This window comes from Streptomyces sp. Alt3, from assembly GCF_030719215.1.
Taxonomy (GTDB): Bacteria; Actinomycetota; Actinomycetes; order Streptomycetales; family Streptomycetaceae; genus Streptomyces; species Streptomyces glycanivorans.
This window is the reverse complement of sequence record NZ_CP120983.1, coordinates 643389-665806: the sequence shown is the minus strand read 5'-3', so window position 1 is coordinate 665806 and position 22418 is coordinate 643389. Positions and strand designations below refer to the sequence as shown.

General features: G+C 71.7%; 18 protein-coding genes and 1 tRNA gene. 7 read left to right on the top strand and 12 right to left on the bottom strand.

Translation table 11 applies throughout. From position 1 onward, the window contains the following. The first annotated feature begins 79 nt into the window (after nt 1-79). Nucleotides 80-850 (top strand): sulfite exporter TauE/SafE family protein, encoded by a 771-nt coding sequence (locus P8A20_RS03025; RefSeq protein ID WP_147958065.1) that lies wholly within the window; start codon nt 80-82, stop codon nt 848-850. Nucleotides 851-872: 22 nt separating this feature from the next. Here the strand turns inward: P8A20_RS03025 and P8A20_RS03020 are convergent, their stop codons facing one another. Both P8A20_RS03020 and P8A20_RS03015 read right to left on the bottom strand, forming a co-directional pair. Continuing rightward, nucleotides 873-2402 (bottom strand): amino acid permease, encoded by a 1530-nt coding sequence (locus tag P8A20_RS03020; RefSeq protein ID WP_147958066.1) that lies wholly within the window; start codon nt 2400-2402, stop codon nt 873-875. Nucleotides 2403-2466: 64 nt separating this feature from the next. Further along, on the bottom strand, nt 2467-3474 hold the full coding sequence (locus P8A20_RS03015; protein WP_147958067.1) for a hypothetical protein: 1008 nt from the start codon (nt 3472-3474) through the stop codon (nt 2467-2469). A gap of 374 nt (nt 3475-3848) precedes the next feature. Between P8A20_RS03015 and P8A20_RS03010 the strand changes: the two genes are divergently transcribed. From P8A20_RS03010 to P8A20_RS03000, 3 genes are read left to right on the top strand one after another with little or no spacing between them, the layout of a single operon-like run. Continuing rightward, nucleotides 3849-5282, top strand: a complete 1434-nt coding sequence (locus P8A20_RS03010) for an FGGY family carbohydrate kinase (RefSeq protein WP_187282047.1) — start codon at nt 3849-3851, stop codon at nt 5280-5282. Then, nucleotides 5279-6700: an FAD-dependent oxidoreductase gene (locus tag P8A20_RS03005; protein ID WP_306102791.1), complete on the top strand. Its 1422-nt coding sequence runs from the start codon at nt 5279-5281 to the stop codon at nt 6698-6700. The genes P8A20_RS03010 and P8A20_RS03005 overlap by 4 nt, the downstream gene beginning before the upstream one ends. After that, a complete protein-coding gene (locus tag P8A20_RS03000; protein WP_147958070.1) occupies nt 6697-7968 on the top strand; it encodes an FAD-dependent oxidoreductase in 1272 nt (423 codons plus the stop codon). The genes P8A20_RS03005 and P8A20_RS03000 overlap by 4 nt, the downstream gene beginning before the upstream one ends. Nucleotides 7969-7978: 10 nt before the next feature. Here the strand turns inward: P8A20_RS03000 and P8A20_RS02995 are convergent, their stop codons facing one another. From P8A20_RS02995 to P8A20_RS02985, 3 genes are all read right to left on the bottom strand, one after another. Then, nucleotides 7979-8350, bottom strand: coding sequence for a hypothetical protein (locus tag P8A20_RS02995; protein ID WP_147958071.1), 372 nt, complete (start codon nt 8348-8350; stop codon nt 7979-7981). A 61-nt stretch (nt 8351-8411) separates the two neighbouring features. Continuing rightward, on the bottom strand, nt 8412-8834 hold the full coding sequence (locus P8A20_RS02990) for a DUF350 domain-containing protein (RefSeq protein WP_147958072.1): 423 nt from the start codon (nt 8832-8834) through the stop codon (nt 8412-8414). Nucleotides 8835-8938: 104 nt separating this feature from the next. Next, complete coding sequence (locus tag P8A20_RS02985; protein ID WP_147958073.1) at nt 8939-9457, bottom strand: DUF309 domain-containing protein; 519 nt, start codon at nt 9455-9457, stop codon at nt 8939-8941. 107 nt (nt 9458-9564) lie between these two features. Here P8A20_RS02985 and P8A20_RS02980 point away from each other — a divergent pair, with 107 nt between their 5' ends. Together P8A20_RS02980 and P8A20_RS02975 are read left to right on the top strand one after the other, a co-directional pair. Further along, nucleotides 9565-12222: an ATP-binding protein gene (locus P8A20_RS02980; protein WP_147958074.1), complete on the top strand. Its 2658-nt coding sequence runs from the start codon at nt 9565-9567 to the stop codon at nt 12220-12222. Nucleotides 12223-12271: 49 nt separating this feature from the next. Beyond that, a tRNA-Pro gene (locus tag P8A20_RS02975) sits at nt 12272-12345 on the top strand. 148 nt (nt 12346-12493) lie between these two features. Here P8A20_RS02975 and P8A20_RS02970 read toward each other — a convergent pair. From P8A20_RS02970 to P8A20_RS02940, 7 genes are all read right to left on the bottom strand, one after another. Continuing rightward, the gene (locus P8A20_RS02970; RefSeq protein WP_147958075.1) at nt 12494-13060 is read right to left on the bottom strand and encodes a DJ-1/PfpI/YhbO family deglycase/protease; all 567 of its coding nucleotides are present in this window, start codon (nt 13058-13060) and stop codon (nt 12494-12496) included. A 92-nt stretch (nt 13061-13152) separates the two neighbouring features. Further along, the gene (locus P8A20_RS02965) at nt 13153-13614 is read right to left on the bottom strand and encodes a DUF5709 domain-containing protein (RefSeq protein ID WP_147958076.1); all 462 of its coding nucleotides are present in this window, start codon (nt 13612-13614) and stop codon (nt 13153-13155) included. Nucleotides 13615-13921: 307 nt separating this feature from the next. Next, nucleotides 13922-15583 (bottom strand): penicillin-binding transpeptidase domain-containing protein, encoded by a 1662-nt coding sequence (locus P8A20_RS02960; RefSeq protein WP_147958077.1) that lies wholly within the window; start codon nt 15581-15583, stop codon nt 13922-13924. Nucleotides 15584-15793: 210 nt separating this feature from the next. After that, nucleotides 15794-16768, bottom strand: a complete 975-nt coding sequence (cs1, locus tag P8A20_RS02955) for a clavaminate synthase Cs1 (protein ID WP_306102790.1) — start codon at nt 16766-16768, stop codon at nt 15794-15796. Then, nucleotides 16765-17715: an agmatinase gene (gene speB / locus P8A20_RS02950; RefSeq protein ID WP_147961808.1), complete on the bottom strand. Its 951-nt coding sequence runs from the start codon at nt 17713-17715 to the stop codon at nt 16765-16767. Before speB ends, cs1 begins: the two co-directional genes overlap by 4 nt. A 44-nt stretch (nt 17716-17759) precedes the next feature. Next, entirely contained in the window at nt 17760-19292 is a 1533-nt protein-coding gene (locus P8A20_RS02945; RefSeq protein WP_306105107.1) for an asparagine synthase-related protein, read from the bottom strand. Continuing rightward, the gene (locus tag P8A20_RS02940) at nt 19292-21007 is read right to left on the bottom strand and encodes a thiamine pyrophosphate-binding protein (protein WP_147961806.1); all 1716 of its coding nucleotides are present in this window, start codon (nt 21005-21007) and stop codon (nt 19292-19294) included. Before P8A20_RS02940 ends, P8A20_RS02945 begins: the two co-directional genes overlap by 1 nt. A gap of 213 nt (nt 21008-21220) precedes the next feature. Between P8A20_RS02940 and argJ the strand changes: the two genes are divergently transcribed. Beyond that, entirely contained in the window at nt 21221-22399 is a 1179-nt protein-coding gene (gene argJ, locus P8A20_RS02935) for a bifunctional glutamate N-acetyltransferase/amino-acid acetyltransferase ArgJ (protein ID WP_147961805.1), read from the top strand. The last annotated feature ends 19 nt before the right edge of the window (nt 22400-22418 follow it).

Below are 22418 nucleotides of genomic sequence, written 5' to 3'. Positions count from 1 at the left end.
AGGGACCGGCGCGCCGGAAGGTCTACAGGATGGAATGATGATCCGCGGAAGAGAAGATGTGTCTACCATCTGATCCGGCATGGACACCATCACACTCTGGCAACTGGCCGCACTCGCGGCGGCATCCACCCTCGTCGGCTTCTCGAAGACGGCGGTCAGCGGTGCCAACACCATCAGCCTCGCGGTCTTCGCGGCCGTACTGCCGGCCCGCGAATCCACCGGGGTGCTGCTCCCGATCCTGATCGCGGGCGACATCCTCGCCGTGCTGGTCTACCGCCGTCACGCCCACTGGCCGACGCTGCTGCGCCTCTTCCCCGCCGTCGCGGTGGGCGTGGCGGCGGGGACCTTCTTCATGATGTGGGCCGACGACGCCGCCGTACGCACCTCGATCGGCGCGATCCTGCTCTTCATGGCGGGCGTCACCCTCTGGCGCAGGCGGGAACGGCCCCAGCCGCCCCCGGACGAGGAGAGTTCCGGCGCGCCGTCCCGCGGGGAGCGGCTGAAGGCGCGCTCGTACGGAGTGCTCGGGGGGTTCACCACGATGGTGGCCAACGCCGGCGGCCCCGTCATGTCGCTCTACCTGCTGTCGGCGGGCTTCCGGAAGCTGGGCTTCCTGGGGACGTCGGCGTGGTTCTTCCTGATCGTCAACACCTCGAAGGTGCCGTTCAGCGTGGGGCTCGGCCTCATCGACGCGCGGTCACTGCTGCTCGACGCCGCCCTCGTGCTGTTCGTCGTCCCGGGTGCCTACCTGGGCCGTGCCTGCGTCGGCCGGATCAACCAGAAGATCTTCGACCGGATCGTGATCGGAGCCACGGTCCTGGGCGGCCTCCAACTGCTGCTGCTGGGCTGAAGGCCGCCCGGGGAGTACACGCTCAGACGATGCCCTCGGCGATCTCCGCCTGCTCACGGGCGTTCCCGTACGCGGCCGGAGTGCTGTACGAACGGCGCGCGACGAACCACCACACCGTCGCCAGGATCAGCACCGCGACCAGGGCGATCGAGGCGTAGTTCATGGAGTCGATGGTCACCGGCGAGGACTGCGGCAGCAGGAACAGCACGGTCACGAGAGCGACCCACACCACGGCGATCCAGCCGATCGGCTTCGACCAGCGGCCCAGGTGCCAGGGGCCGCGCTCGAAACGGTCCCCCGCGCGCAGCTTCAGATAGATCGGGATGGCGTACGCAGGGGTGATGCCGATGACGTTGATCGCCGTGACCGCCCCGTAGGCGGTCGCGGAGTACAGCGACGGGACCGCCAGCAGCGCGGCGACACCGACCGAGAGCCACACCGCGGGCACCGGGGTCTGGGTGCGCGCGCTCACCTTCCGCCACAGCGCGGAGCCCGGCAGCGCGTTGTCACGGCTGAACGCGAAGACCATCCGGCTCGCGGCCGCCACCTCGGCGTTGCCGCAGAACAACTGGGCCGCGATGACGATCAGCAGCATCGCGGTGGCACCCGACGTACCGAGCGCGTCGATGAGGATCTGGGCGGGCGGGACCCCCGTGGCGCTGTTCTGCGTGCCCGCGTAGTCCTGGATGGCGAAGGTCAGCCCGGCCAGCAGGAAGAAACCGGCGATCCACGACACCCAGATGGCACGCACGATGCCCTTGGCCGCCGTCACCGAGGCGTTGGACGTCTCCTCCGACAGGTGGGCCGAGGCGTCGTAACCGCAGAAGGTGTACTGCGCCAGCAGCAGACCGATCGCGGCCACGTAGAGGGGGTTCTCCCATCCGGTGTCGTTGACGAACTCCGTGAAGACGAACGACGGCGACTGGTGGTTCGAGGGAACGACCGCCAGCACGGTCACGATCACGGCCACACCGGCCAGGTGCCACCACACGCTGATCGAGTTGAGCACACTGACCAGACGCACCCCGAAGAGGTTCAGCACGGCGTGCAGCAGCAGGATGCAGAGGAAGATCACCATCGTGGAGCCGGGGGTCGGATCGAACCCCCACTGCAGATTGAGCAGCGCGCCGGTGAACAGCGCGGCCCCGTAGTCGATGCCGGCGATCGCGCCCAGCAGACCGAGCAGGTTCAGCCACCCGGTGTACCAGCCCCACTTGCGGCCACCGAGCCGGTCGGCCATGTAGTAGAGCGCCCCCGACGTCGGGTACGCGCTGGTGACCTCGGCCAGGGCCATGCCCACACAGAGCACGAACAGGCCGACACCGGCCCAGCCCCAGAGCATCACGGAGGGGCCGCCGGTCGACATGCCGAAGCCGTAAAGGGTCATGCAGCCGGAGAGGATCGAGATGACGGAGAAGCTGATCGCGAAGTTACCGAAGCCGCCCATACGACGGGCGAGTACCGGTTGATAACCCAGCTCGCGGAGCCGCTGCTCCTCGTCCTTCTGCGGCGCGGGCTCCGTGCTCGACGGGGTCGAGGCGGATATGGACATGGAGACGACCTCCAGGTGGGGGGATGTGGGGACGGGAAATCAGGTGGGACGGGCCGCCGGCAGGTCAGCCGTGCGGTTGTCTTCCGGGCTCGTGCTCGGCCGCCAGACAGCGGCTCCGGGCCCGGAGGAACACCTCCTCGGCACCCGCAGGGTCCTGCGGGGTACGGGTGCGGTGGGCCCAGGGAACCGACGTGTAGTACGGACCCATCGCCCGGAACACCGGTGCGGCTTCGGTGAACCGGAGCGAACCCCACAGCGCGTGCGCCAGGTGGTTGAGATCGAGCAGGGACCGGGCGGGCGGGTCCGCGGCCGCGAACCAGATGTCCAGGGCGCGCCGCGCGTCCCGCTCCCCGTCCTCGGTGACCCAGTGCAGGTCCAGTGCCCGCTCGTGGCCGTGCTCACGGCGGTAGCGCTCCACCCGGACGTACAGCGGCAGCACATGGAGCGCGGACCCCTCCGGCGCGGAGGAGGCCGCCCACTGCACGAAGTTGACCGCCTCGGAGAGTGTGCCGCTCGCCCGTCTGGCGTAGACGAACTGCAGCATCCGGTGGTAGGCCTCGCGATTGAACGGGTCGCGCTTGTCCGCCTCGGCGAGCAGCCCCCACGGGCCGGGGAACAGCATCGGACCGGGCGGCAGCAGCCTGTGCTCCTCCAGCCGCTGTCCCTCGTCGAGCTGGGACAGCGCGAGGAGACAGACCCAGGGCACGGGGTCCGCGGGTGAGGCGTGCGCGGCGGAACGGCAGCCCTCCCACGCCTCCTGCCACAACTGCTGGGCGCTCGGGTGCTTCTCCCGGTGCGCACGGACGGCCCGTTCCACCCGCACCCGGGCGTGCATCACGGTCGCGGCCACGCTCCTCGGTTCCTCGGCCAGCCAGGCCTTCACCGTGTCGGAGCCCGCCGCCACAGCCGCGAGCACCTGGGTGCGCTGGGTCCACAGCGCCCAGTCCGGTGTGCTCTCCAGCAGATTCCGCATGGCGAGCCAGCGGCCGGTGCGCAGGTCCTGTAACGCCACGCGCAACGCGTGATCCTGTCCCGCGGGGTGATAGACCGGCCGGAAATCACCGGTAGCCATGTACGCGCCCCACCCCTGGACGCACGGTGGGGGCGGGGCGGCGAGCCGGGCACGGCGGCACGGCGCAGGTTCTTCTCGTCATGAATCCTCAAGAAACGTGGGGGGTTGTGCTGTTCGGTCATGAACTACCGGTGGTCATCGTCCGGTTGTCCACTCGGCGGAGAGTGTAGAGCGCCCGGCGCCCCGCTTCCGGTGACTCCGCGGATCTTACTCAAGTAGCCACCGGAAGCCGGACGTTGACGGCTCTGCGCCAGGCTGGACAGGATGTTCCGGCCGGGGTTGACGCAGGGCGTGGTCTGCACGACTGTGGGCACAGGGAGCAGATGATCACGATTCCGCCCGGGTCAGGGCGGTCCGCACGGCTGGAGCGTCGATTGACAGACCCGGTACTCGCCATCGACCAGGGGACATCCGGGACCAAGGCGCTGGTGATCTGTCCCGAGCGGGGTGTGATCGGTTCCGGTTCCGCGCCGGTGCGCCCCCGCTACGGCCCCGGCGGCCTGGTGGAGGTCGACCCCGCCCAGCTGATCGGGTCGGTGCTCGACGCCGGCCGGCAGGCGGTGGCGGACGCCGGTGAACCCGTGGCGGCCGTCGGCCTGGCCAACCAGGGCGAGACGGTGCTCGCCTGGGACCCCGCGACCGGAAGGCCGCTCACCGACGCCGTGGTCTGGCAGGACCGGCGAGCGGAAGGGATCTGCGGCGACCTCGCGGCACACGGGGACGAGCTGAAGAGGCTCACCGGACTGCCCCTCGACCCGTACTTCGCCGCACCCAAGATGGCGTGGATCCGCCGCGAGCTGACCCGGGAAGGGGTCGTGACCACCAGCGACTCCTGGCTGGTCCACCAGCTGACCGGGGCCTTCGTCACCGACGCCGCCACCGCGGGACGCACCCAACTGCTCGGCCTCCACGACGTCGGCTGGTCCTCCGCCGCCCTGGAGATCTTCGGCCTGTCGGACGAGCGGCTGCCCGCCGTCGTCGACTGCGCCGGACAGGTCGGCACCACCACCGCGTTCGGCGGGGAGATCCCCCTGACCGGCCTCCTCGTGGACCAGCAGGCCGCACTGCTGGCGCAGAACGCGCTCGAACCGGGCCAGGCCAAATGCACCTACGGCACAGGGGCGTTCCTCCTCGCGCAGACCGGCAGCCGCCCGAGCACCGGCTCCACCGGCCTGGTCAGCTGCGTCGCCTGGCGTCTCGGCGGGCGGACCGCCTACTGCCTCGACGGCCAGGTGTACACGGCCGCTTCCGCCGTGCGCTGGCTCACCGACCTCGGGGTGATCTCCGGCGCCGCCGACCTCGACCCGGTGGGAGCCTCGGTCCCCGACACCGGCGGGGTCACCTTCGTCCCCGCGCTCGCCGGCCTCGCGGCCCCCTGGTGGCGCAGCGACCTGCGCGGTTCCGTGACCGGCCTCGGGCTCGACACCACCGCGGGCCATCTGGTCAGGGCACTCTGCGAAGGCATCGCCGCACAGGTGGTCGCCCTGGCCGACGCCGTCGCGTCCGACCTGGGCGCCCCGCTGACCACGCTGCGGGTCGACGGCGGACTCACCCGCTCCTCCCTGCTCATGCAGACCCAGGCGGACCTGCTGCAACGGCCGGTCGAGGTCTCGGCGCTGCCCGACGCGACCGCGCTGGGCGCCGGCGTGGTGGCCAGGCTCGGGCTCGACCCGGACCTCCCCCCGAGCCGCGCCACACCCCCGTGGCAGCCCTCGGGCGTGTACGAACCACGGATCGGCCCCGAGGAGGCGTCGGAGCGCCTCGCGGGCTTCCGGTCCGCCGTGGACAGCCTGCTGGAGCGCGCGTGACCGTCACCCTCACCACAGCCGGCCCCCTGCCCCCGCTCGACGACGCGGAGGGCACGTACGACGTCGCCGTCGTCGGCGCGGGCGTCGTGGGAGCGGCCGTCGCCCGCGAACTGGCACGCCACCGGCTGCGCACCGCCCTGATCGACGCGTCCGACGACATCGGCAACGCGACGTCCAAGGCCAACACCGCGATCCTGCACACCGGATTCGACGCCGCACCCGGATCGCTGGAGGCCCGCCTCGTACGGGAGGGAAGGGACCTCCTCGCCGCCTACGCCGCCGAGACCGGTATCCCGGTCGAACGCGTCGGAGCGCTCCTCGTGGCCTGGGACGAGGACCAGCTCGCCGCACTGCCCGGGCTGCGGGACAAGGCGGAGCGCAACGGGTACCACGCGTCCCGCATCATCGGCGCCGACGAACTGCGCGCCCGCGAACCACACCTGGGGCCAGGAGCCCTGGGCGCACTCGACGTTCCCGACGAGAGCATCATCTGCCCCTGGACCACCCCGCTCGCCTTCGCCACCCAGGCGGTCCGCGCCGGCGTCCACCTGCACCTGAACTGCCGGGTGCGGGACGTCACCGCCGACGCCGACGGTCATACGCTCACCACCTCGCGCGGCCCGCTGCGCGCCCGATACCTCGTCAACGCCGCCGGGCTCCACGCCGACGAGATCGACCGCCTCCTCGGCCACGACGTGTTCACCGTGACCCCACGCCGGGGACAGCTCGTCGTCTTCGACAAGCTGGCCCGCCCGCTCGTCGGCCACATCCTGCTGCCCGTCCCCGGCCCCGCCGGCAAGGGCGTGCTGGTCGCGCCGACCGTGTTCGGCAACGTCCTCCTCGGCCCCACCGCCGAGGAGCTCGACGACAAGACCGCCACCGGCTCCACGGCCGACGGCATCCGCCTCCTGCGGGAGAAGGGCCGCCGGATCGTGCCCGGACTCCTCGACGAGGAGGTCACCGCCGTCTACGCGGGTCTGCGCGCCGCCACCGGGCAGGAGGACTACCGCATCCAGGAGTACCCCGGCCTGCGCTACGTCGCCGTCGGCGGCATCCGCTCCACCGGCCTCACCGCGTCCATGGCGATCGGACGCCATGTCATCGCGCTGCTGACGGCCGTCGGTCTGGACCCCGGCGAACCGCACGATCTCCCGCCCCTGACGATGCCCAACCTCGGCGAGGCCTTCCCCCGCCCCTACCGTGACGCCGCCCTCATCGCGGGGGACCCGGCGTACGGCACCCTCGTCTGCCACTGCGAACAGGTCACCCTCGGCGAGATCCGGGACGCGCTGGCCTCGACGATCCCGCCGCACTCCCCGGACGGTCTGCGGCGCCGCACCCGCGCCCGTGGCGGCCGCTGCCAGGGCTTCTACTGCGGCGCCGCCGTCCGCGCCCTGTTCGAGGAGGAACGACCGTGACCGGCGAAGCACGCGAGGTGGACGTCCTGATCGTCGGCGCGGGCCCCGCCGGTCTCGCCGCCGGAGCCGAACTCGCCGCCGCGACCGCGGGCCGGGTGGAGATCCTGGAACGCGAGCAGGAGGCGGGCGGGATCCCCCGCCACTGCCACCACGGCGGATTCGGCGGCCGCCTGGACCGGTCCGCGTACGCGTGGGCGTCGGCGGCCGGGTCCGCGTACGCCCGCAGAGGCACGACGGGGCCCGACTTCGCGCGCAGGGGCGTAGCCGCAGCCGTGGCGGCGGGCGCCGCCCTGCGCACCGGAGTCACCGTCACCGGCTGGGCGGGGCCCCGCACCGTCGAGACCACCGGACCCGCCGGACTCGAACGGATCACCGCCCGGGCCGTGATCCTCGCGACCGGAGCCCGCGAACGGCCGCGCAGCGCCCGGCTGATCCCCGGCGCCCGGCCGCCCGGTGTGTACACCACCGGCGAGCTCCAGCAGGCCGTCCATCTGTACGGCCAGCGGATCGGCACCACGGCGGTCGTCGTCGGCGACGAGCCCGTCGGCCACGCGGCGGTCGCCACCCTGCGCGCCGCCGGCGTCCATGTCGTCGCCATGGTCACCGACCGGACGGCCCCCGCCCTCCGGCTGCGGAGCCCGCGCGTCCCGTTGCTCACCGGTGCCACCGTCACCGGACTCACCGGCAGGGCGCGTCTGTCCGGGGTGGCACTGCGCCACGAGGACGGCCGTACGACCACCCTGCGCTGCGACACCGTGGTCCTGACCGGTGACTTCGTACCCGACCACGAACTGGCCAGGCGTGGAGAGATCCTCCTCGACCCCGGGACCCGGGGACCCGCGTACGACGCCGCCCACCGGACCTCGCGCCCGGGCGTCTTCGCCGTCGGGAACCTGCTGCACGCCGTCGAACGCGCGGGTTACGCGGCCCAGGAGGGCCGGGCCGTGGCGGTGCCCGTACTGCACCGCCTGGCCGGCACCGAGGGCCCGGCCGGAGGCGGACGAAGGCTGGTCGTCGACGCACCCCTGCGGTGGATCGCCCCGAACATGACGGGGCCGGACGGAGCGCGCCCGCCGGGGGACCGGTTCGTGCTGCGCACCTGGCGACGGCTGCCCCGCCCGCTGCTCGTCGTCTCGCAGGACGGGCGGGAACTCCACCGGCAGCGCCTGCTGTCCACCGCGGTCCCCGGCAGACCGTTCACTCTGAGGGCCGACTGGGTCGACCACGTCGACCCGGACGGCACGGACGTACGGATCACCGCCCTGTGACGGGACCGGCTCAGGGGATGAGCAGCCAGTCCGCGCCGACGGCGGCCACCAGCCCGACTCCCAGCAGCCAGCTGCCGAGCCGGGTACGGCCGTTCCTGCTGAGCTCGATCACCACACCGCAGAGGATGAGTGCCAGCCCGTACACTCCGACGACCAGGACCGAGGAACGGCTCGCTATCCGCAGGCCCAGGACGACGGCCATCGCCGCCATGCCCACGGAGGACAGGACGATCCGCAGCCGCCGCGCCTGACGTGGAGTGAGTCTCCGTTCCTGCGCGGCGGCCCCGGGTATCTCCCCGGGGTCCCCACCCGGATCGTGGTCCTGCTCCTGCTCCCGCTCTTGTTCCTGCCGCTGGTCCTGATCCTGGTCCGAAGTGCTCATGAGGCCGGATCGTAACGGCTGCGCCCCGCCGTGTTCGACGGACCACCTGATCGCACGGGGATCAGGCGATCGACGCCGAGACGATCGCGGACACCGCCAGGTTGCAGGACGCCGTCACCCACACCGCCGGGTGGGGCTCCCGCTCCACCAGCGTGGCCCCCAGCCTTCCGGGCGTCACGAGGTCCACGACGAGGAAGGCCAGGGCCATCATGATCAGACCCAGCAGCCCGAACGCGGCCGTCGAGGCGAGCCCCTTGCCGAAGTCCTCGTACGTCGTCCAGATCGACGTGAACACGATGCCGCCGATGCCGAGCAGCGCCGAACTCAGGAGGAGCGCCGCGTTGCGGTTGCGCTCCTCCCATATCTGGCGCCCGAGCTTGCCCGGTGTCAGCGCGTCGATCAGAAATATGCCGAGAACGAGCAGTACGACGCCGAGGGCCCCGTATGCGGTGGCACGGCCGAGGCCGTTGATGATGTCGGTCATCGGGGCGTCCGTCTCCTGAGCAGATGGCGAGGAATGGAACATGAACGTGACGGACGCGATCAACGGGCCGTCAAGAAGGAGCAAAACCTATCGCACTCAGCCGCTCACTCCCCGGCCCGGTCCTCCCGTCGCAACCGGGGCGCCTCCTCGGCGGCGTCGACACCGGGAGGGGCCCCTTCCCCGTCACCGGAGGGAGCCACCCGGTCCGCGAGATCCCGCGCCCAGGCCATCAGTCCGTCCACCGCGATCCCGTGAGGATCCGAGGTGCGAAACCCCTCCACGGCGACCGCGCCCCGCCTCAACAGGCGTGCCCCGCCCGCCGCGTTGCCCCGTGCGGCATGGGTCAGGCCGACCGCCATCTGCGCCAGTCCCCGCCACAGCTCGCGCTCCGCGTCCGGACCCGACTTCCAGGCGTCCTCGAACACCTCGTGCGCGTGGAACGGCATCCCCGCGTCCAGCAGCCGCTGTGCCTCCCGCACGGTCTCGGCGGGGGAGCGGACCACCCCCTCGGGCTGCCGCTCCACCCCCGGGCTCCCGTACGGCAGGGGGCGCCCGAGCCCGTCCCGGGGGCGCGCGTTGCGCGCCCTGCCTTCCTCGTCGCGGTCCCTGCGAGATTCGTCCACCCCCCGATTGTGCCCCGTACCTGCGGAGAACCACCGGAACCCTGTTCTTGAGCACCCGCGCGCGGATAGGCTCGGTCCTCTCCGCAACCACCCTGGGAAGGGGAGGCATGAAGCCGTCCCGGCCGTTGTACGAGCGCGACCCCGAACTCGCCGCCGCCGCAAAGGCGTTGGATGCGCTGTGCGGGGGACAGGCGTCCGGCGGGCTGCTTGTCTTCAGCGGTGAGGCCGGCATCGGCAAGACCGCGCTGCTCGGAGAGATCCAGGCCATGGCCGCCGACCGCTGCACCATATGGTCCGCACGGGGCGGCGAGACGGTCACCTCGGTGCCCTTCCACGTCGTACGCCAACTGCTCCAGCCCGCGCTCGACCGGTTCCCCGCCGACGAGACGCGCGCCCTCTTCGGCGACTGGTTCGAGATCGCCGCACCCGCTCTCGGCCTCGCCGATCCCAGCGGGCCGCAGCCCGACCCCCAGGGTGTCCGGGACGGCCTCGACTACCTCGTGTCCCGGCTCGCCTCCCGCCTCAGTCACCGGCCGCTGCTCCTCATAGTGGACGACGCCCACTGGGCCGACGGCGAGTCCCTCGCCTGGCTCGCCGGCTTCACCGCCAGGCTCTCCGAACTCCCCGTGCTGGTCGTCCAGGCGCACCGCCCCCAGGAGTTCGCCGACCGCGACGCCGACTGGGCCATCGCCCGCGGCGCGGAGAGCGCGGGCAGCGCGGGCCACCCCGCGCTGATCCGGGTGGCGCTCCGGGCGCTCACCCCCGAGGCCACGGCCGAACTGGTGCGGGCCGGCCTGGGCGACCACGCGGACGACCCGTTCTGCCGCGAGGTCTGGGCCGTCACCGGAGGCAACCCGTACGAGGCGGTGGAACTCGTAGCCAAGGCGCAGGACCGCGAACTGCCGCCGGTCGAGGAATCCGCCGGCCTCCTGCGCGAACTCGGTGCCTCGGCCCGCGGAAGCGGGCTCGTCGCCCGACTCGAACGCCTCGGCACCAACGCCAACCGCTTCGCCTGGGCGGCGGCCGTCCTCGGCACCGAGATCTCCCAGGAACTGGCGGCGACACTGGCCGGGATGAGTTCGGCCGAGGCCGCCGACTGCACGGCGCGGCTGCGGGACGCCCGCATCGTCAGCGGCTTCGACCCGCTGGAATTCGTCCACCCGCTCATCGCCAGCGCCGTCTACCGCTCGATCCCGCCGGCGACCCGCACCGCCATGCACGGACGGGCCGCCTGGGCGATCACCCAGGCCGGCCTCGGGGCCGCCGCGGCCTCCCGGCATCTGCTCGAGGTCCACCCGGACGACGACCAGGAACTGGTCGCGCAGCTCCGCGACGCCGCACGGCAGCACCTGGCGGTCGGCGCCCCGGAAGCCGCCAGACGCTGCCTCGAACGCGCCTTGGACGAGCCGCCGCGCCCGCGCGACCGGGCGGCGCTGCTGTACGAACTGGGCTGCGCCACCCTGCTCTCCTCACCCGCCACCACGGTGCAGCACCTGCGTGCCGCGCTCGACACCCCGGGGCTCGACGGGGCACTCCGGATCGACGCCACCTTCCGGCTCGCGTCCGCCCTGTCCCACAACAACCAGCTCAAGGACGCGGCGCTCTCGCTGGCCGCCGAGGCGTCCCGGACGGCACCCGGCCCCGGCCTGATGCGGCTCCAGGCCGCACACTTCCTCTGGGAGGGCATGCAGGCCACCGAGGACGACGGCCCGGCGCGGTCGGCCCGTCTCGCCCGCAACGCCGACCACCTCAAGGGTCGCGACAACGCCGAGCGCGCCCTGCTCACCCTGCGTGCCTTCGACGCCATGCTGCGGGGTGAGAACGCCCAGCAGGTCGTCGACTTCTGCGAACGCGCGCTCGTGGACGGGCGGCCCGCCCGCGGACTGGGCTGGACCGACTCCGAATGGGGCTTCGAACTCCCCGCGATGGTGGGCATCACCTACGCGTTCACCGACCAGCTCGACCGGGCCGAGACACTCTTCGGTGAGGCCGTGCGCGCCTTCGAGATCTCCGGCTGGAGTGGAGCGCACCTCGCGTTCGCGCACACCCTCCTGGGGCTCGTGCACCGCAGGCGCGGCCGTCTCGCCGAGGCCGAGGGCTTCCTCCGCGAGGGCCTCCGCCTCGCGGACAGGGCCGGCAGCGGGCTGCCCGTCCACTGGGACGCCACCTGTCTCCTCGTCGACACTCTGCTGGCCCGGGGCCGGACCGCGGATGCGCGGCTGGTCGCCGACCGGTACGACTTCGGCCCGCCCTACCCGAGCGCGATGGTCCTGCCGGACGCCCCGTGCGTACGGGGCCGTCTGCTGCTGGCCGAGGGCCGGACGCAGGAGGCGGTCGCCGAGCTGGAATCGGCTGGAGCGGCGCTGGAGCCCCGAGGCCGTTTCAACGGTGTCTGGGCGCCCTGGGCCGGGGATCTCGCCCGTGCCCTGGCCGACACCGACCCGGTCAGGGGCGCGCAGCTGGCCACCCGGGCACGCGTCCACGCGGAACGCTTCGGCACGGACACGGCGATCGGCGAGGCCCTGCGCTGCCTGGCACTGTTCGCGCCCGAGGAGGAGGCCGTCCACCTGCTGTCCGAGTCGGTACGCCACCTCGAGACCTCCTCCTCCGCCTACGAGCACGCACTCGCGCGCTTCGAGTACGGCGTCGCCATACGCTCCCCCCGGGAGGTGGCCCGTGCCCAGAAACTGGCCACCGCCTGCGGCGCGGAAGGGCTGGCCACCCGTGCCCAGCAGGTATGCGCGTCGATCCGGGCCTCCGAGTGAGGTAATGTTTGTCCTGCGAGGCCGCCCGGAACACCGGGAGGAAACGCATCGGGACGTGGCGCAGCTTGGTAGCGCACTTGACTGGGGGTCAAGGGGTCGCAGGTTCAAATCCTGTCGTCCCGACTCGTCTGAGTCGTGGAAGAAGGGCCGGTATCGGAGACATCCGATACCGGCCCTTCGTCATTCATCGAGGTGTCGCAGGAGCTGCCGCGCCAACGCTGAGGCGGCACAGGGTTGTTCACCGAGTCGCCGGCAGTGATCCGGGCCCACGTCACGGACGTGCCGCGAGCGCCGTTCCGATCTCCCGTACGAACGGCTCCAGGTCGCCCGGGTTGCGTGAGGTGATCAGCGTCCAGCCGCCGGAGCCGTCCGTCACCACCGGTTCGTCGGTCCACTCGCCCCCGGCGTTGCGGATGTCGGTCCGCAGCGAGGGGTAGGAGGTCAGCCGCTTGTCCGGGACGACGCCCGCCTCGACCAGTGCCCAGGGGCCGTGGCAGATGGCGGCGACGGGGCGGCCGGAGTCCGTGAAGGATCGGACGATCCCGTTGGTGGCGCTCTGCAGCCGGAGCGTGTCGGCGTTCAGGGTGCCACCCGGGATGAGCAGCAGGTCGTAGTCCGTCGGGTCGGCATCGTCCAGTGTGAGGTCGGGACGCACGGTTTTGCCCGGGTCCTTGTCACCGACCAGCGTCAGGATGTCGTCCATCGAGACCGCCGCCACGTCGACCCGGGCTCCTGCGCCGCGCAGGTGTTCGAGCGGCACCAGGAGCTCGTCCTGCTCCACGCCGTAGTTGGTCACCACGGCCAGCACCTTCCGCTGCTTGAGTTCGTCGCCGGTCATCGGCTGTCACCTTTCCTCCGAACGGCCCACCGGGTCGTGGTCCGTCTCCGTGCCGTTCCCCTGATCGCCGTGCACATGTGTTCCCGCAGGAGTCAGACCTCGTCGTCCTCCTGGATGTGGAGTGCGGCCTCCTCGGCTGTGGCCGCGCCTCCGTCGATGCCGACGTCGCGTCCCAGGGTCCTGTTGTTGCGGTCGGTGCCGGGTTCCTCGTCGGTGGTGGTGAGGCGTCCGGCGCGCTCGGTGCCGGCGTCGTCCTCCTCGGGGCCGTTGTCCTCCGGGCCCTCGTGGGGTTCGTCGGTCAGGAGCGGGTCGTCCTCGGGCACTTCCTGGGCCAGGCGGCGGTCGAGGGATTCGCCTTCCCGCTGTTCTTCGCCCGTGGTGCCGTACTTGGTGACGCCGAGTGGCTTCTCGGGCGGGGAGTAGCCGGTGTCGAGTGTGTCGTCGAGATCGGGTTCGTCGATGACGTTCTCGGGGTCGAGGTCGTCCGTGGGCGGGTTGTCGGTGTCCGACCCATCGGGCTGGTAGACGTCGTCTCCGCGTCCTTCGTCCGGCATCGGGCCTGCTCCTTCCCTCGGGGATGTGCCGTGTCCGCCGTCGCGCGTGTGCGCGGCGTGCGGTGCTCCCGCTCTCCTGCCCGCCTGCGGGCGGATCATCGGTGCGGTTTCTCCCGTTCGGTCCTGTGGCCTCGGGGTACACGGCTCGGCTGCCTGCGAGGGCGGAAGCCCTGGTCACACCGTGTCGGCCTGGGCAGCTTATGGCCGATCCGGGGAGGCTGCGACCGGGAAGGATCACCGGCCCGCGCCGGAAGGGGAGAGGCGCGGGCCGGCTGTCAGGTACGGAAGGGCGAGGACGGGGAGGGGGTCACGTGAGGTTCTCCAGGAACCTGGCCGCCACGGGCCCCGCGTCGGCGCCGCCGGAACCGCCGTCCTCCAGCATCACGCACCACGCCAGGTCGTCGGCACCCTGGTAGCCGATCATCCAGGCATGGGTGCGCGGGGGCTTCTCCTGCCCGAACTCGGCCGTACCGGTCTTGGCGTGCGGCTCCCCGGGAAGGCCGGTGAGGGCGCTGCCCGCTCCGTACGTCACCGTCGCCCGCATCATGTCGCGCAGCGCGCCCGTCACCGACGGGTCGAGCCGTGCGGTCGCCTCGTGCTTCTTCTTGACCGCGTCGGGCACCAGAACCGGCTGTCTGAAGGTGCCCTCCTTCACCGTCGCCGCGATCGACGCCATCACCAGGGGCGACGCCTGCACGCGGGCCTGACCGATGGTGGACGCCGCGAGGTCGTTGTCGGACGTGCTCACCGGGACCGACCCGTCGTACGTCGTGTCCCCGACGTCCCACACCCCGCCGATCCCGAAGGCCTCCGCCGTGTCGTGCAGGGCCGAGCCGCCCGCCTTGGCCCGGTTCTCCACGAACATGGTGTTGCAGGACTTCGCGAAGGAGTCCTTGAACGTGGACCCCGCCGGCAGCGTGAACTGGTTCTGGTTCTCGAACCGCTGCCCGTCGACGTGCGCGAACTTGGGACACGCCACCACGTCCGACGGCTTCACGCCCGCCTTCAGCATGGCCGCCGCCGTGACCACCTTGAACGTCGACCCGGGTGGGTACTGGCCGGCCATCGCCCGGTTGAGCCCGCCGGCCGGACGGCTGGAGACGGCCAGGATGTTCCCCGTCGAGGGCTCGAGGGCGATCAGGGCCGCGTTCACCTTCAGCCCCTCCATCGCCGCGGCGGCGGCACCCTGGACCTTCGGATCGATGGTGGTCCTCACCGGTTCGCCCGACTTCGCACCGCTCCTGGTGAGAGAGGCCTCCGCCTCGCCGGACTGCCGGTCGGCGATCACCACCTCACTGGTGGCCGCACCCCCGCCGCCCCGCAACTGCTTGTCGTAGCGGGCCTCGAGGCCGAAGGTGCCCTTGCCCTGCTCGTCGACCGAGCCGCGCAGCGAGGCGGCCTGAAGGTCGTCGCCGTTCGTGTCGAGCACGGAGGCACGTTTCGCCACCGCCTTCAGCGCGAGTGTCTTGCCGGGCTCCAGCCGAGGATGGACCATCGGGGAGCTGAACTCCACGATCCACTGCTCGGCCTTCCGGACCAGGGTCGCCTCGGACTCGTAGCCGAAGACACCGACGGCGGGCACGGTGAACCGCGCTGTGTAGGGGACGGTCACCTCGCCCTTGTCGTTCTTCTCACCGTCGCCAGCCGACAGCTCGGTCGCGGTCGGCTTCAGATTGGTCATCACCGAGGTCAGCAGCGACTCCGCGGTCTTCGGCGAGTCGGACAGCGCCCCTGCCTCCGTGGCCTCGCCCGCGGCCCAGGCGTCGAGGAACGACTGGAGCCGCGCCGTCGCCGCCACCACCTCGGGGTCCTTCTCCGGCGTGTCCTCGGACCACGCCCGGTACCCCCACCACCCGGCACCGGCCGCCAGGACGACGGCCACCGCCACACCCAGTACAGGCCCTGTGCTCCGGCCTCGCCGGCCTCCACGGTCATGACGTGCCATCTGCTGCAGGGTGGGGTCCGACACTTGGCGTTGTCTCCTTGTCCACTGCGGATACCTCTGCCGCGGCCGGACCGCCTCCGGCCGCCTCTCCGACACGCTAACCGCTGCCCGAGGGCACCGGGCTCCCGCGGAGAGCGGCGGGAGAGTGAGCCGAGAGCGGGCAGCACGAGGCGGGCCGGTGGCACCCCGCACCGTCGGGGAGCGCCACCGGCCCGCCGGGCCGTCGGGGGCCGGTCAGCCGCGCGGAGTGAAGGAGACCACGTCGCCCGCGTGCTCCCCGCCGGAGAGCTGTCCGAAGCGGTCGGTGCGGATGTAGACCCGGTGCAGCCACCGGTCCGCCCCGTCCCAGCGCGGCGTGAACGGCGTACGGGCGTGCGTCGTACGGAAGTTGTCGACGATCAGGACGTCACCCGGGATCAGGTGCACGGCCTCGGTGACCTCGTCCAGCGCCTTGGACAGCGACTCCACGGCCTCGACGTCCCGCGGGTCCTCGGGGGCCAGCAGCTCCCGGTCGTAGCCGAGCAGCGGGTCGGAAGGATCGCCGTAGAGCGGCTTCACCTCGGCTATCGCGCCCGGGTCCTCGACGCCGCCCCGGAAGGCCACGTCGACGCAGCAGGGCACCTTGCGGTCGAACAGGTGGGTCCGGAACCCCTCCGGGACCAGCGGCAGCGCCTTGCGGACCGAACCGACCAGGGTCGCCGCTCTGCGCTCGTGGTCGGCCCGGGAGCAGCCCAGCATCACGTAGTTGGGCTGGAGCTGGTGGTACGCCATCTCCGTGTGGAACTCCAGCAGGGTCTCGGACGTCTCCGACGACAGGTGGTGCGCGCCCGGTGAGGGGTACACGTCGTGGTAGACGGTGCCGCTGCGCAGCTCCTGGTAACCGGTGTGCAGGCCGAGCCGGCGGCCCACGATGCCGAGCATCGCCTCCATGTTCAGCAGGGGGCGGTCCGCCGGGGCGGGGGTGGACTCGGGGGTCCGCGGCAGCCGGTCCTCGTCCTCCACGGGCAGCCCGCGCAGCAGGAGATAGCCGTCCTCGTCACCGGAGACGTTGAAGGCGTCGAGTGCCTCGGCGAGCGAGGCGGGGAGGTCGCCGGACGCCTCCTTCGCGGCATCGAGGAAGGCCTGCAGGTCCGCACGCGGCACCGTGGGCAGGCGCGAGGCGAGTTCCAGGAGTTCGTCGCGGAGAGGGGAGCAGTCGATGACGGTCACGCGTCGTTCCTTCCTTTGATGTGAGCGCGGGCGTACTGGTAGAGCAGCTCCGCGCCTATCTCGGTCGCCAGGACGGAGGTGATCCCGGCGTGGTCGTAGAGGGGCGAGACCTCCATGACGTCGAAGCCGACCGGACGCAGCTCGCCCACACAGCGCAGCAGGGCCAGGACCTCGCGGGAGGAGAGGCCGCCGGGCGCCGGGGTGCCGGTGCCCGGGGCGAAGGCCGGATCGGCGACGTCGACGTCGACGGACACGTAGACCGGGCGGTCGCCGATGAGCTCCTGGATGAGGGCATGGGTCCCGGCGACACCGGTCTCCACGAACTCGTCCGTCGTGACGACCCGCACCCCCTTGCCCCGGGCGTAGTCCAGCGAGTCGGGCCGGGGGTTGTGGCCCCTGATGCCGATCTGCACCGTGCGGGCGGGATCGATGACGCCCTCGTCGATGCCGTGCCTGAAGGGAGTCCCGTGGTGGAACTCGCCCCCGTAGAAGGCGGGGTTGGTGTCGGAGTGCGCGTCAAGGTGGACCACGGCGACGGGGCCGTGCTGCTCGGCCACGGCACGCAGGGCGGCCAGGGTGAGCGAGTGGTCGCCGCCGAGCATCAGGAAGGCGGCGTTGTCCTGGAGGAGGTCGCGCAGGTGGCGGTGGGCCGTCTCCATGGCGATGTGCATGTTGAACGGGGTGAGGTCGATGTCCCCGCCGTCCACGCAGTCGATGAGCTCGAAGGTGCCGGGACCCCGGTCGATGCCGACCCCGTGGATCAGGCCGGACTCGTTGCGGATGGCGCGCGGCCCGAAACGGGCTCCCGGCCGGTAGCTCGTGCCGCCGTCGTACGGGGCACCGATGACGACGACGTCGCGTCCGCTGGGATTCGGGTCGTGCGGCAGACGCATGAAGGTGGGGATCTGCGCGTAGCGGGGCGAGATCGCGGTGTCGACACGTTCCACGGTTCATCCCTCCTGTCGGTCGGGCCGCGGGCGGCCGGTGCGGTTCACTCGGTCTCCTTCAGGCGTGCGGCCACCTGGTGGACCGCGTCGGCGGTGCTCACCAGGCCGGGCGGCAGTCCTTCGACGACCACCCGGTCGAAGATCTCCTTCACCACCAGGGACTTGGCGCGGTGGACATCGGCGTCCGGCACTCCGGCGTCCATCAGCAGAAGGCTGAAGGAGGACGTCGTCCCGGAGCCCTCGTGCACGCCGAGCTTGGGCCGGGTGACGGTCTCCTGCGGGAGCAGGGCGCTCATCGCCTCGCGCAGGACCCACTTGTCGCGGCCGTAACGGCGTTTGAGCCCGGCCTCCAGCGGCACCAGCAGGTCCAGCACGTCGCGGTCCCAGTACGGGTGCGTCGACCAGTGGCCCTGGATGCCGGAGAGCACCGGAGTCATCTCGTTGAGCCCGTCGAACGTGGCCATGTCGAACGCCACGGCCGTGTCCAGCTGGGGCAGCCGGTCCTCGCGGTGCATGCCGGCGAGCGGGATGTCGGCCCCGTAGCCGGTGAGTATCCGGCGGGCCGGATCGTCCAGCGCCCGGTACAGGGCGGTGAGCGGCAGCAGGTACTCGATGATGTCCGGGTCGACGGACTCGGACGCCCAGACCGCGTAGGGCAGCTGGCCGAGCAGATCCGCGGTCGGGACGGTGATCTCCCGGTGGGAGGAGCCGAGATGGGTGGCGACCACCCGGGCCTCGGCGAACTCGTCCGCGGTGTCGGTCCCCATGGACAGTGTGTCCAGGGGGCCGTCCGTGTGCGCGGCGGCGAGCGCGGCGACTCCGGAGGAATCGATTCCTCCGGAGAGCACCACCAGTGGCGTGGTGCCTCCTGTACGGGCCTTGACGGCCCGCTCCAGGGTCCTGCGTACCGCGTCGGTCGCGTCGGCCTCGGACAGCACACGGCGGGACAGCGCGGGCGCCCAGGTCCGGGAGGGCACGGCGGTGCCCGTGCGGACGTCCAGGTCCAGGACCGTGCCCGCGGGCACCTGGTGGACACCCGGCACCCGGCGCACCCTGCGCGCGTCCGCGACGGGCCGCCCGGCCGGCGGAGTACCCGCCGTCGCCGGGACTAGGGCCTTGATCTCGGTCGCGGCGAGGACACGTCCCGGTGCGGGAAGGGTGTAGAGCGGGACGGAACCCGCGTGGTCGGTGGCCAGGAGCACCCGGTCACCCAGGGCGGCGGCCGCCGCGAACCGGCCGTTGAGCAGCCGGAACGCATGCAGGTCGTAGACGCCCAGGAGGGCGAGCACGAGCTGCGCGTCCGTGCCGGCGTCGCTGCCGGACGGGAGGAGGGTGAGCAGTTCCTCCCTGTTGTAGAGCTCGCCGGCCAGGACGAGCGCCGTGTCACCGGCGCGGGCCACGGCGTCCCCGGGCGAACCCGAGTGGACGAGCACGGCGTCGAATGTCTGGTTGCGGAGGGCCTCGGCCACGGATTCGTGGGCGCCCCGGGTGGCGAACACGGGCCCCGGGGCCCGGTCCCCGCCCTGTCGGGCGGAGACCAGGAACCCCGTGGCCGCGGGGAGTGTGTGTGCCATGATCAGATGCTCAGGGCACCGAAGCCGCCGGAGGTGAAGTCGTAGTTCACCGGGACCTCGATCAGGAACGGCCGGCCGAGACCCGCTCCCTTGCGCAGAGCGGCGAGCAGGTCCTCACGCGTACCCGCCTTCACGGCCTCGACGCCGTTGGCGCGGGCGAGTTCTGTGAAGTCCACCCCGGTGAACTTGACGGCCGGGTCGTGGGAGCGCTGGTGGCCGAGGTTCTGGTAGAGCTCGATCAGCCCGTTGGTGTCGTTGTTGACGACGACCGTCACGATCGGCAGGTTGAGCCGCGCGATGGTCTCCAGGTCGGCGCTGTTGGAGTGGAAGCCGCCGTCACCCGCGATGAGGAAGGTGGGCTGGCCGGGGCGGGCCATCTGGGCGCCGATGGCCGCGGGGATGCCGTAGCCGAAGCTGGAGCAGCCGGCGGAGGTCAGGAAGCCGAAGGGCTGGTCGGCGCGGGCGAAGAGCACCCCGTAGTGCCGGAAGAACCCGATGTCGGAGACGATCGTGCCTTCGCCGGCCTCGGCGGTCTCCTCCATCACCGTGTTCATGGAGTCCATCACCTGGTGCACGCGCATGCCGTCGTCGTACTCGGTGGGGTCGGCCAGGAACTCGGCGATCCGCTCGCGGAGCGGGGCGATGTCGTGCGGGGTCTTCTTCGCGACCTCGGTGGTGGCGGAGTCCAGGTGCTCGACGAAGGCCAGCACGTCGGTGACGACGTCCACGTCCGGGCGGTACACCCGGGGGACCGGGTTCACCGTCGGGGAGATGCGGACGGTCTTCTTCTCGCCGCCGCGGTCCCACATCGACGGACGCAGGTCCTCGGCGTAGTCGTACCCGAGGGTCACGATGACGTCGGCGGGGCCGAAGAGGGTCTCGAGGGCGGGGAAGGACAGGATGCCGTCCATGTAACCGGTGACCGCACCGTAGTTGAGGTGGTGGCCGTGCGGCAGGACGCCCTTGGCGATGTACGTGGTGATGACGGGGACGTCCAGGCGCTCGGCCAGGGCCCGGATCGCGTCGACGGCGCCGGAGCGGATGGCGGCGGCACCGACGACGAACACCGGGTGCTCGGCACCTGCGACCAGCGCGGCGGCCTCGTCGGCGGCGGCCTCCCAGCCGGCGTGGACGGCACCGACCGGCTTGGCCGGGGTGTGCGCGGCGGGGTGGGTGACCGAGGCGTCGATGTCGGCGCCGAGCAGGTCGACGGGGACGGAGATGAAGCTGGGGCCGACGGGCTCGGTCATCGCGGCGGCGACGGCGGAGTCCACCAGGTCGGTGATCTCGTCGGGGCGCTGGAGCTCGACGGCGTACTTCGTCATGGGGCGCATGACGGAGACGGAGTCCAGGCACTGGTGCGTGTCGTTGGGGAAGATGTCGTGCGACTCGGACTGCGCGGCGAGTGCGATGACCGGCGAGCGGTCCAGGATCGAGGTCGCCACGCCCGTGGCGAGGTTCGTCATGCCGGGGCCGAGCGTCGCCCAGCAGGCCTGCGGCCGGCCGGTGATGCGGGCCAGTACGTCGGCGGCGACACCGGCGGTGAACTCGTGCCGGGTCAGTACGAAGTCGATCCCCGGGGCCTCGTCGAAGAGGATGGAGGCGGCTTCGCGGCCCACGACACCGAACACGGTCTCCACTCCGTGCTCGTGGAGACGCTTGAGCAGTGCGTGTGCGGCCGTGGGGTTGCCACTGGGCTTGGTCGAAACACGGGACATACGGCGTCGTCTCCAGGATGTCGACGGGAAGCGGAATTCCGTCACCGTGCCGGTGTGCTCTCTCCACCGCCTCTCCAGCGCCTATCCGACCCGCGCTGTAGTGCGCTTCGCTGCTGCCGGCGGCCGATTCGGGCCTTGCGCGCACGCCTCCTGTGATAGATGAATAGGCATACCGGCTTCCGTATAATGAAGCAAAGAGGAAAGAAGGCGATCATGACCGGCACGACAGACCGGGACCCCGCGGGGTTCGTGGTGCACACAGCTCCGGCAGGGCTCTCGGACGACGGGCGGGACGACTTCACGGTGCTGGCCTCGACCGTGCCCGCGCAGGTCAGCGCGGTGTTCACCAAGTCCCGCTTCTCCGGGCCGAGCGTGGTGCTCAGCCGGGCCGCGGTGGCCGACGGGCAGGCGCGCGGAGTCGTGGTCCTCGCGCGGAACGCCAACGTTGCCACCGGCGTGGAGGGGGAGGACAACGCCCGGGAGATCCGGGGCACGGTGGCGGCCGCCACCGGACTCCCGGAGGACGAACTGCTGATCGCCTCCACCGGGGTGATCGGCCTCCAGTACCCCATGGAGCAGATCCGCGAGCACATCAAGACGCTCTCGTGGCCCTTCCCGGACGGCGGGTTCGACCGCGCGGCACGGGCCATCATGACGACCGACACCCGGCCCAAGGAGGTCAGGGTGCGCTGCGGCGACGCCACGCTCGTCGGCATCGCCAAGGGTGTCGGGATGCTGGAACCCGACATGGCGACGCTGCTGACCTTCTTCGCCACCGACGCCCTGCTGCCCCCGGACACGCAGGACCGGATCTTCCGCAGCGTCATGGACCGCACCTTCAACGCCGTGTCCATCGACACCGACACCTCGACCAGCGACACGGCGGTCCTGTTCGCCAACGGCCTGGCCGGCGAGGTGGATCCGGCGGAGTTCGAGGCGGCGCTGCACGAAGTGGCGCTTGCCCTGGTGAAGAACATCGCCTCCGACGGGGAGGGGGCCAGCAAGCTGATCGAGGTACGCGTCACCGGGGCGCGGGACACGGCGCAGGCCAAGCGTGTCGGAAAGACCGTGGTCAACTCGCCGCTGGTCAAGACCGCGGTGCACGGCAGCGACCCCAACTGGGGCCGGGTGACGATGGCGATCGGCAAGTGCACCGACGACACCGACATCCTCCAGGAGAACGTCACCGTCCAGTTCGGCGGGACCTCGGTCTATCCGCAGAGTGCCGACGGCCCCGGCGACGCAGAGCTGCGCAGCGCCGTCGCCGAGCACATGAGCGGCAGCGAGGTCGTGATCGGCATCGGACTGGGCATCGGGGACGGGGAGTTCACCGTCTACGGCTGCGACCTGACGGAAGGTTACGTGCGCCTGAACTCCGAGTACACCACCTGATCCGCTCCGCCTCGGCCCG

Excerpts from the sequence above, each read along its gene's own strand:
- P8A20_RS02995 (WP_147958071.1), bottom strand. The coding sequence starts at position 8,350 with ATGAGCACTTCGGACCAGGATCAGGACCAGCGGCAGGAACAAGAGCGG.
- P8A20_RS02980 (WP_147958074.1), top strand. The coding sequence starts at position 9,565 with ATGAAGCCGTCCCGGCCGTTGTACGAGCGCGACCCCGAACTCGCCGCC.
- P8A20_RS02970 (WP_147958075.1), bottom strand. The coding sequence starts at position 13,060 with ATGACCGGCGACGAACTCAAGCAGCGGAAGGTGCTGGCCGTGGTGACC.
- argJ (WP_147961805.1), top strand. The coding sequence starts at position 21,221 with ATGACCGGCACGACAGACCGGGACCCCGCGGGGTTCGTGGTGCACACA.
- P8A20_RS02965 (WP_147958076.1), bottom strand. The coding sequence starts at position 13,614 with ATGCCGGACGAAGGACGCGGAGACGACGTCTACCAGCCCGATGGGTCG.
- P8A20_RS02990 (WP_147958072.1), bottom strand. The coding sequence starts at position 8,834 with ATGACCGACATCATCAACGGCCTCGGCCGTGCCACCGCATACGGGGCC.
- P8A20_RS03025 (WP_147958065.1), top strand. The coding sequence starts at position 80 with ATGGACACCATCACACTCTGGCAACTGGCCGCACTCGCGGCGGCATCC.
- P8A20_RS03020 (WP_147958066.1), bottom strand. The coding sequence starts at position 2,402 with ATGTCCATATCCGCCTCGACCCCGTCGAGCACGGAGCCCGCGCCGCAG.
- P8A20_RS03015 (WP_147958067.1), bottom strand. The coding sequence starts at position 3,474 with ATGGCTACCGGTGATTTCCGGCCGGTCTATCACCCCGCGGGACAGGAT.
- P8A20_RS02940 (WP_147961806.1), bottom strand. The coding sequence starts at position 21,007 with ATGTCCCGTGTTTCGACCAAGCCCAGTGGCAACCCCACGGCCGCACAC.